Here is an 8,127-nt window from a genome sequence, read left to right as displayed (position 1 = left end):
GGCGGGGCTGGTGCGGCTGGCGGCGGGCCCGGCGGCGGGGCTGTATAGAATGACCGAGCCGGGGTTGATCGTGGATGACGGTGATCTGTCCGGCCTGCTGGAGGATCGGCGCCGGACCGTCTGGGTCTGCGGGCCGGGGTTGACGGAGGACGAAGTCGGTCGGGCGCTGCCGGCGCTGGTGGAGGCCGGGCGGATGGTGCTGGCCGATGCCGGAGCGTTTGCCTGGGCGGCCGGGCAGCCGGAATGGCTGGTCGGGGTTGGGGTGATCACGCCGCATGAAGGGGAATTCGCGCGGGTGTTCGGGGCGCCGGTGAATGGGCGGCTGGAGGCGGCCCGCGCGGCTGCGCGGCGGATCGGGGCCGTGGTGGTGCTGAAGGGGCCGGACACCGTGATCGCGGCGCCTGACGGCAGGGCGGCGATCAACGACCATGCCACGGCGGCGCTGGCGACGGCCGGTTCGGGCGATACGCTGACCGGCATCATTGCCGCGCTGCTGGCGGCGGGGATGGAACCCTGGCACGCGGCCTGCGCTGGCGTGTGGATCCATGGCGAGGCCGGCATGCGTGCCGGCCCGTGGCCGGTGGCTGAGCAGTTCGAGCGGCATCTGGGCGCGGCGCGGGCCCGTGCCGTCTCGCTGGGGTTGGGGGAGGCTGCGCCCCGGGGCGCGGACTCGCGCCATTGTCGGCTTGCCGGATCAGGCGGTGTGCGCTAAAGCCGCGCGCTTGGAGACCGGGCGCCGATGCGGGCGTGGTGAAATTGGTAGACACGCCAGATTTAGGTTCTGGTGGCGCAAGTCGTGGGGGTTCAAGTCCCTCCGCCCGCACCAGCCCGGCGAGAGACTGATCGAATTGGTACGGGTGCGGGCGCGAAGGCGGCTGTGGCTCGCGCCGGTTGTTTTTGCGTGCGGATACCGCCGTCCGGGGTGGGCTCGTGCGTTCTTTGGAAGTTCTGACCGAGAGGATGGCCTCGCAGATGCAGGTTACTGAAACGCTTTCCGACGGCCTGAAGCGCGGTTTCACCGTCACGGTGCCCGCCGGCGAACTGGAGAGCAAGCGGACCGCTCGCCTGAAGGAAATGGGGCAGTCCATGAACCTGCCGGGTTTCCGCCCCGGCAAGGTGCCGTTGAGCCTCGTGACGCAGCGCTACGGCGCCGCCGTGCAGGGTGAAGTGCTGGAGCAGGCCGTCAGCGACGCGACCCGTGCATTGCTGGAGGAGCGCAATCTGCGCCCCGCGATGCAGCCGCGTGTCGATCTGGTTTCGGGCGCCGAGGCGGACGGCAAGGCCGACCTGGAATTCAAGATCGAGATGGAAGTGCTGCCCGAGATCGCGCAGCCGGACCTGTCGGGTCTGACGCTGACCCGCCTGAAGGCGTCGGCGGACGCCGAGACGGTCGACAAGGCCCTGAAGGACATCGCGAGCCGCCAGCGCAATTTCGTGACGGTCGAAGAGATTCGTCCGGCTGCGGTGGGCGACGTCGTGGTTGTCGATTTCGTGGGTAAGCTGGACGGCGTGCCGTTCGAGGGCGGTACGGCGGACGATGTTAATGTGGAGATCGGCGGCGCCGGCTTCATCCCCGGTTTCGCCGAGCAGCTTGAAGGTCTGTCGCCGGGTGAGGAGAAGGTGATCACCGTTACGTTCCCGGCTGATTACTCGGCCGAGGCGCTGGCGGGCAAGGAAGCGACCTTCGACATCAAGGCCAAGGGGCTGAAGCGCCCGGTCGATGTCGAGATCGACGAGGATCTGGCCAAGAAGATGGGTTTCGAGGGCCTGGAGCAGGTTCGCGAACTGATCACGAAGCAGGTCGAGCAGGAATACGAGCAGCTTTCGCGCCTGCGTATCAAGCGCGAACTGCTGGATGCCCTGGCGGAAAAGACCGACTTCGAGGCTCCGCTGGGCATGGTCGAGGCCGAGTTCGCCCAGATCTGGCAGCGCGTCGAGGCCGACCGCAAGGAAGGGCAGCTTGACGAGGAAGACCAGGGCAAGGACGAAGAGACCCTGCGGGCCGATTACCGCAAGATCGCCGAACGCCGGGTGAAGCTGGGCCTGCTGCTGGCCGAGATCGGCCGTGCCAATGCCATCACGGTTTCGCAGGACGAGATGCTCCAGGCGATTCGGGCCGAGGCCATGCGCTATCAGGGGCAGGAGCAGGCGGTGTTCGACTTCTTCCGCAAGAACCCGCAGGCAGCCGAGAGTCTGCGTGGCCCGATCTTCGAGAACAAGGTCGTCGATTACGTGATCGAGCTGGCCACCGTGACCGACAAGGACGTGACGCCCGAGGAACTGGCCGAGATCCCGCCCGCCGATCTCTGATCGGTTCGGACTTCCGCCATCGGCACCCCATCGCTTTTATCGCCGCGAAATGATGGCGGTGGGGTGGTATCTGGCCGGTTTATCTCTATCTTGTTGGAGGTAACCGGGGAATGACCCGGCCACCCTCCCCGATGGACGCCCCGGCGTTCCCGGGGGTGGTGAGTCGGGTCTTCGCGTCTTCAGAACGGGAATGAGACTATGAGGGATCGGGATCCCGTGGAGATCTTCAGCAACGCCCTAGTGCCCATGGTGGTCGAACAGACCTCTCGCGGGGAGCGGGCTTTCGACATCTATTCCCGCCTGTTGCAGGAACGAATCATCTTCCTGACCGGGCCGGTCTATGATCAGGTGTCTGCCCTGGTGTCGGCGCAGCTTCTGTATCTGGAGAGCGTGAATCCGACCAAGGAGATCTCGTTCTATATCAACAGTCCGGGTGGCGTGGTGTCGGCTGGTCTGGCGATCTACGACACCATGCAGTACATCCGTAGCCCCGTGAGCACGGTGTGCATCGGTCAGGCGGCCTCGATGGGGTCGCTGCTGCTGGCGGGTGGCGAGAAGGGGCGGCGTTTCGCCCTGCCGAACGCGCGGGTCATGGTACATCAGCCTTCGGGCGGGGCGCAGGGGCAGGCCAGCGACATCGAAATTCAGGCGCGTGAGATCCTGACGATTCGCCAGCGCCTGAACGAGATCTATGAAACCCATACCGGCCAGTCGCTTGAGGACATTGAGCGCAAGCTGGAGCGCGACAGTTATATGTCGGCCGACGAGGCGCTGGCCTTTGGCATCGTGGATGAGGTTGTGCGCAACCATGCATCGACGGTTGCCGCCAAAAGTTGAGGCTGGGCTTTAAAATATTGATTTATTTTAATGTTCGTGACCTGAAACGCTTTGGAATCAGGTTTCGGGCATAAGGGGTGGGTGCGCTTTGTCTATCTTCGGCGCAACCCGCCGGCTTGGGTGGGCTTGATGGAAGCCCTGTCCTGAGTCAAGATTTTCGACCCCGGCTCGGGCACGACGCGGCTTGGCATTCCGGGGGGAGGAGCGGTTATGAATAACAAGTCCAGCGATTCCAAGAACACGTTGTATTGCTCGTTCTGCGGCAAGTCGCAGCATGAGGTCCGGAAGCTGATCGCTGGTCCGACTGTCTTCATCTGTGACGAATGCGTCGAACTCTGCATGGATATCATCCGTGAGGAGCACAAGACGCATCTGGTGAAGTCGCGCGATGGCGTGCCGACTCCCAAGGAGATCTGCAAGGTTCTGGACGATTACGTGATCGGGCAGTTCCATGCGAAGAAGGTGCTGTCGGTCGCGGTCCATAACCATTACAAGCGTCTGGCCCATAGCCAGAAGAACAACGACGTCGAGATCGCGAAGTCGAACATCCTGCTGGTCGGGCCGACCGGATCGGGCAAGACGCTGCTGGCCCAGACGCTGGCGCGGATTCTCGACGTGCCGTTCACCATGGCCGATGCGACGACGCTGACCGAAGCGGGCTATGTGGGCGAGGATGTCGAGAACATCATTCTCAAGCTGCTTCAGGCCGCCGATTATAATGTCGAGCGGGCACAGCGCGGCATTGTCTATATTGATGAGATCGACAAGATTTCGCGCAAGTCCGACAATCCGTCGATCACGCGCGATGTCAGCGGCGAGGGCGTGCAGCAGGCACTGCTGAAGATCATGGAAGGGACGGTGGCCTCGGTGCCGCCCCAGGGTGGGCGCAAGCATCCGCAGCAGGAATTCCTGCAGGTGGACACCACCAACATGCTGTTCATCTGCGGCGGGGCTTTTGCCGGGCTGGACAAGATCATCGGCGCGCGTGGCAAGGGCTCGGGGATCGGCTTCGGCGCGGATGTCCAGTCGCCCGACGAGCGGCGCACGGGGGCGATCCTGCGCGATGTCGAGCCTGAGGATCTGCTGAAATTCGGGCTGATTCCCGAATTCATCGGCCGTCTGCCGGTGGTGGCGACGCTGGAGGACCTCGACGAGGCGGCGCTGATCGAGATTCTGACCAAGCCGAAGAACGCGCTGGTGAAGCAGTACGCCCGCCTGTTCCAGATGGAAGGGGTCAAGCTGACCTTCACCGAGGATGCGCTGAAGCAGGTGGCATTGCGGGCGATCGCGCGGCGCACCGGCGCGCGCGGTCTGCGTGCGATCATGGAGAGCATTCTGCTGTCCACCATGTTCGATCTGCCTGGGCTGGAGAACGTGGAAGAGGTGGTGATCAACAAGGAGGTCGCCGAGAACAAGACCAGCCCGGTCTATGTCTATGGCAAGGAAAAGCCTGCGGAGCAGTCGGCCTGATTGGTTGATATCGCTCGCGTTTTTCTCCGGGATTTCCGCCCCGCGTCGGGGGTGAGCCCCATGCGGGCAGTCCCGGTTTCTTCCCGTCGTCCGGGGCCTTGCCGTGGCGGCCCCGAATGACGACATGATGTTATCCGTCATCGCGTCAGCGAGACACCGGGCGGTGCGTGCCGCGATTGGGCGCCCGCCCGCGATCGTCCTTCAGGAGGTCACACGATATGCCCAAACCCAACCGATCCGATTCTGATCGTCCCGAGAGCGGAGAACCCGCCCCCGTCGAGAGCCACGATCTGGCCGTGCCTGTTTCCGTCTCCGACTCCGCTGGGGATGAGGTTGGCATGTCCGATTCCGAGACGATGGCGGTGCTGCCGCTGCGCGATATCGTCGTCTTCCCGCACATGATTGTGCCGTTGTTCGTCGGGCGCGAGAAATCGGTTCGGGCGCTGGAGGCGGTGACCAAGCATGACAAGCAGATCCTGCTGGTCGCGCAGAAGAACGCCTCGCAGGACGATCCGTCGGCCGACGATATCTATCGCTACGGCACGGTGTCGACGATCCTGCAACTGCTGAAGCTGCCCGATGGCACGGTGAAGGTGCTGGTCGAGGGCGTGCGTCGGGCGCGGATTACCGCGCTGCATGACATCGACGGGCATTTCGAGGCAGAGATTACGGCCGTTGCCGAGGAGCCGGCTGCCGATAACGAGGGCGAGGCGCTGGGGCGCACTGTGGTCTCGCAGTTCGAGCAATATATCAAGCTGAACAAGAAGATCGCGCCCGAAGTGCTGGTTTCGCTGAACCAGATCGAAGACCTGTCGAAGCTGGCCGACACCATCGCCAGCCATTTGAACCTGAAGATCGCCGAGAAGCAGGAGATTCTGGAGATCCCTGGCGTCAATGCCCGGCTGGAGCGGGTGTTCGCGCATATGGAGGCCGAGATCGGCGTCCTGCAGGTGGAAAAGCGCATCCGCAACCGCGTCAAGCGGCAGATGGAGAAGACGCAGCGCGAGTACTACCTGAACGAGCAGTTGAAGGCGATCCAGAAGGAACTGGGTGAGGGTGAGGAAGGCCGCGACGAAACGGCCGAGCTCGAGGAGAAGATCGCCAAGGCCCGCCTGCCCAAGGAGGCGCGCGACAAGGCGCTGGGCGAGTTGAAGAAATTGCGGGCGATGAGCCCGATGTCGGCCGAATCGACGGTCGTGCGCAATTATCTGGATTGGATTCTGAGCCTGCCGTGGAAAAAGCGGTCGAAGGTGCGCGGTGATCTGGCCGAAGCCGAGAAGGTGCTTGATACCGATCATTATGGTCTTGAGAAGGTCAAGGAACGGATTCTGGAATATCTGGCGGTCCAGAGCCGGTCGCAGAAGGTCAAGGGACCGATTCTCTGTCTGGTCGGGCCGCCTGGCGTGGGCAAGACCTCGCTGGCGCGGTCGATCGCCAAGGCGACGGGGCGCCATTACGTGCGCATGTCCCTGGGCGGGGTGCGCGACGAAGCTGAGATTCGTGGTCACCGGCGGACCTATATCGGTTCGATGCCTGGCAAGATCATCCAGGGAATGAAGAAGGCGAAATCTTCCAACCCCCTGTTCCTGCTGGATGAAATTGATAAGCTGGGTGCCGATTGGCGTGGCGATCCGTCTTCGGCTCTGCTGGAAGTCCTGGATCCGGAGCAGAACAGCACGTTCGCCGATCATTACCTGGAGGTCGATTACGACCTGTCGGATGTGATGTTCGTCACCACCGCGAACAGCCTGAACATGCCCCAGCCGCTGCTGGATCGCATGGAGATCATTCGCCTGTCCGGCTACACCGAGGACGAGAAGGTCGAAATCGCCAAGCGCCATCTGCTGAGCAAGCAGGGTGAGGCCCACAGCCTGAAGCTGGACGAATGGTCGGTCAGCGATGATGCGTTGCGCGAGCTGGTGCGCAGCTACACCCGTGAGGCCGGGGTGCGGAACCTGGAGCGTGAGATTGCGACGCTGGCCCGCAAGGCCGTGCGCGAAATCGTGACCGGCAAGACCAAGAAGGTGGCGATCACGCGCAAGAATCTTGAAAAATACGCGGGCGTGAAGCGGTTCCGCTATGGCGAGACCGAGGCCGAGGACATGGTTGGCGTGGTGACCGGGCTGGCCTGGACCGAGGTCGGCGGCGAGATCCTGACCATCGAGAGCGTGATGGTGCCTGGCAAGGGTGTGATCAAACACACCGGCAAGCTGGGCGACGTGATGCAGGAAAGTGTCGCGGCGGCGCTGTCTTATGTCCGTAGTCGCGCGGTGACCTTCGGCATCAAGCCGACCCTGTTCGAGAAGCGCGACCTGCACGTTCATGTGCCCGAGGGCGCGACTCCGAAGGATGGGCCGTCGGCCGGTATTGCGATGGCGACGTCGCTGGTCAGCGTGCTGACGGGCATTCCCGTGCGGCGTGACGTCGCGATGACGGGCGAGATCACGCTGCGTGGGCGTGTCCTGGCGATCGGCGGGCTGAAGGAGAAGCTGCTCGCCGCCCATCGGGCGGGAATCAAGACCGTTTTCATCCCCAAGGATAACGAAAAGGATCTGGTCGATATTCCCGAGACGGTGAAGAAGGGACTGCGCGTCATCCCTGTTTCCCATGTCGATGACGTGATCGGTCAGGCCCTGGTGCGGCGGCCCGAGCCGATCGAATGGAGCCAGGAGTCGGAAGACGCGGTTGCCAAACCGGCCCCTGCTGCGGGAATGGCTGCCGCGTCCCTGCCGCATTGAGACCCTATTGATTGTGTCAAAATGGCACCAGCCCCCCGGTTTGGCCGGATTTTCGGCTGATCCGGGCGGTGTGCTCGGTTGACGCGGCAAAAAACGGCTGCATAGTGCGGGCCAATGCGGCGTTGGCGAGAACTCGGTTCTGACGCATGCACAGAGAAAGAAAGGCGTAAAATGGAGAAGCCACTTAACAAGCAGGAACTCGTCGCCGCTGTGGCCGATGATGCGGATCTGCCGAAGGCGAAGGCCGGCGAAGTGGTCGACGCCGTGTTGAACGCGATCGAGAAAGCCCTGGCGAAGAAGCAGGAAGTCCGCCTGGTGGGCTTCGGGACCTTCGTGACGGCCACCCGCAAGGCGGCCAAGGGGCGTAATCCCCGCACGGGTATGGAAATGGACATCGCGGCTTCGACCTCGGTTCGTTTCAAGCCGGGCAAGAACCTGAAGGAAGCCGTGAACTGATCACGCGCTGATACGACCGGGCAGGTGGTTCGTCCGCCTGCCCTGGCTGTCCCTGATGGGCGGCCTTTGTCTGATGGGCGATTAGCTCAGCGGTAGAGCGTCTCGTTTACACCGAGAGGGTCGGCGGTTCGATCCCGTCATCGCCCACCATCTGCCGGCTCGGTGCCGGCTTACCTGTCCTGTCTCGTCGGGATGCCGGACAAAATGATCATCTCCGGTTGACGCTTCCCGGCGGCATGGTTAAACACCGCCTCACGCCTTCGCGGGTGTAGCTCAGTTGGTTAGAGCGCCGGCCTGTCACGCCGGAGGTCGCGGG

The 8,127-nt window shown here is 63.3% G+C and carries 6 protein-coding genes and 2 tRNA genes; all 8 read left to right on the top strand.

What is annotated here, in order from left to right; all coding sequences use genetic code 11:
* A partial coding sequence (locus ABF821_RS18620) for an ADP-dependent NAD(P)H-hydrate dehydratase (protein ID WP_415531159.1) occupies positions 1-712 on the top strand: 712 nt, incomplete at its 5' end.
* A 29-nt stretch (positions 713-741) separates the two neighbouring features.
* Positions 742-826 (top strand) — tRNA-Leu (locus tag ABF821_RS18615).
* 146 nt (positions 827-972) lie between these two features.
* Positions 973-2,310 (top strand): trigger factor, encoded by a 1,338-nt coding sequence (gene tig, locus ABF821_RS18610; protein WP_415531158.1) that lies wholly within the window; start codon positions 973-975, stop codon positions 2,308-2,310.
* Positions 2,311-2,508: 198 nt separating this feature from the next.
* Positions 2,509-3,147, top strand: coding sequence for an ATP-dependent Clp protease proteolytic subunit (locus ABF821_RS18605; protein WP_114727218.1), 639 nt, complete (start codon positions 2,509-2,511; stop codon positions 3,145-3,147).
* Positions 3,148-3,357: 210 nt separating this feature from the next.
* Positions 3,358-4,617: an ATP-dependent Clp protease ATP-binding subunit ClpX gene (gene clpX / locus ABF821_RS18600; RefSeq protein ID WP_114727217.1), complete on the top strand. Its 1,260-nt coding sequence runs from the start codon at positions 3,358-3,360 to the stop codon at positions 4,615-4,617.
* Between the two features lie 338 nt (positions 4,618-4,955).
* Positions 4,956-7,355, top strand: coding sequence for an endopeptidase La (gene lon, locus ABF821_RS18595; protein ID WP_415531157.1), 2,400 nt, complete (start codon positions 4,956-4,958; stop codon positions 7,353-7,355).
* Positions 7,356-7,526: 171 nt separating this feature from the next.
* Positions 7,527-7,811 carry an HU family DNA-binding protein gene (locus tag ABF821_RS18590; protein WP_114727215.1) on the top strand — a complete coding sequence of 95 codons (285 nt, stop codon included), beginning with the start codon at positions 7,527-7,529 and terminating at the stop codon, positions 7,809-7,811.
* Positions 7,812-7,886: 75 nt separating this feature from the next.
* Positions 7,887-7,961 (top strand) — tRNA-Val (locus ABF821_RS18585).
* Positions 7,962-8,127 lie beyond the last annotated feature (166 nt).

This window comes from Gluconacetobacter sp. (genome assembly GCF_047721585.1).
GTDB lineage: Bacteria > Pseudomonadota > Alphaproteobacteria > Acetobacterales > Acetobacteraceae > Gluconacetobacter > Gluconacetobacter dulcium.
The sequence above is the reverse complement of the archived record's forward strand: the minus strand, read 5'-3'. Positions and strand labels throughout refer to the sequence as shown.

What these genes read in the sequence shown, in the direction of transcription:
- tig (WP_415531158.1), top strand. Translation starts at nt 973, where the DNA reads ATGCAGGTTACTGAAACGCTTTCCGACGGCCTGAAGCGCGGTTTCACC.
- ABF821_RS18605 (WP_114727218.1), top strand. Translation starts at nt 2,509, where the DNA reads ATGAGGGATCGGGATCCCGTGGAGATCTTCAGCAACGCCCTAGTGCCC.
- clpX (WP_114727217.1), top strand. Translation starts at nt 3,358, where the DNA reads ATGAATAACAAGTCCAGCGATTCCAAGAACACGTTGTATTGCTCGTTC.
- lon (WP_415531157.1), top strand. Translation starts at nt 4,956, where the DNA reads ATGTCCGATTCCGAGACGATGGCGGTGCTGCCGCTGCGCGATATCGTC.
- ABF821_RS18590 (WP_114727215.1), top strand. Translation starts at nt 7,527, where the DNA reads ATGGAGAAGCCACTTAACAAGCAGGAACTCGTCGCCGCTGTGGCCGAT.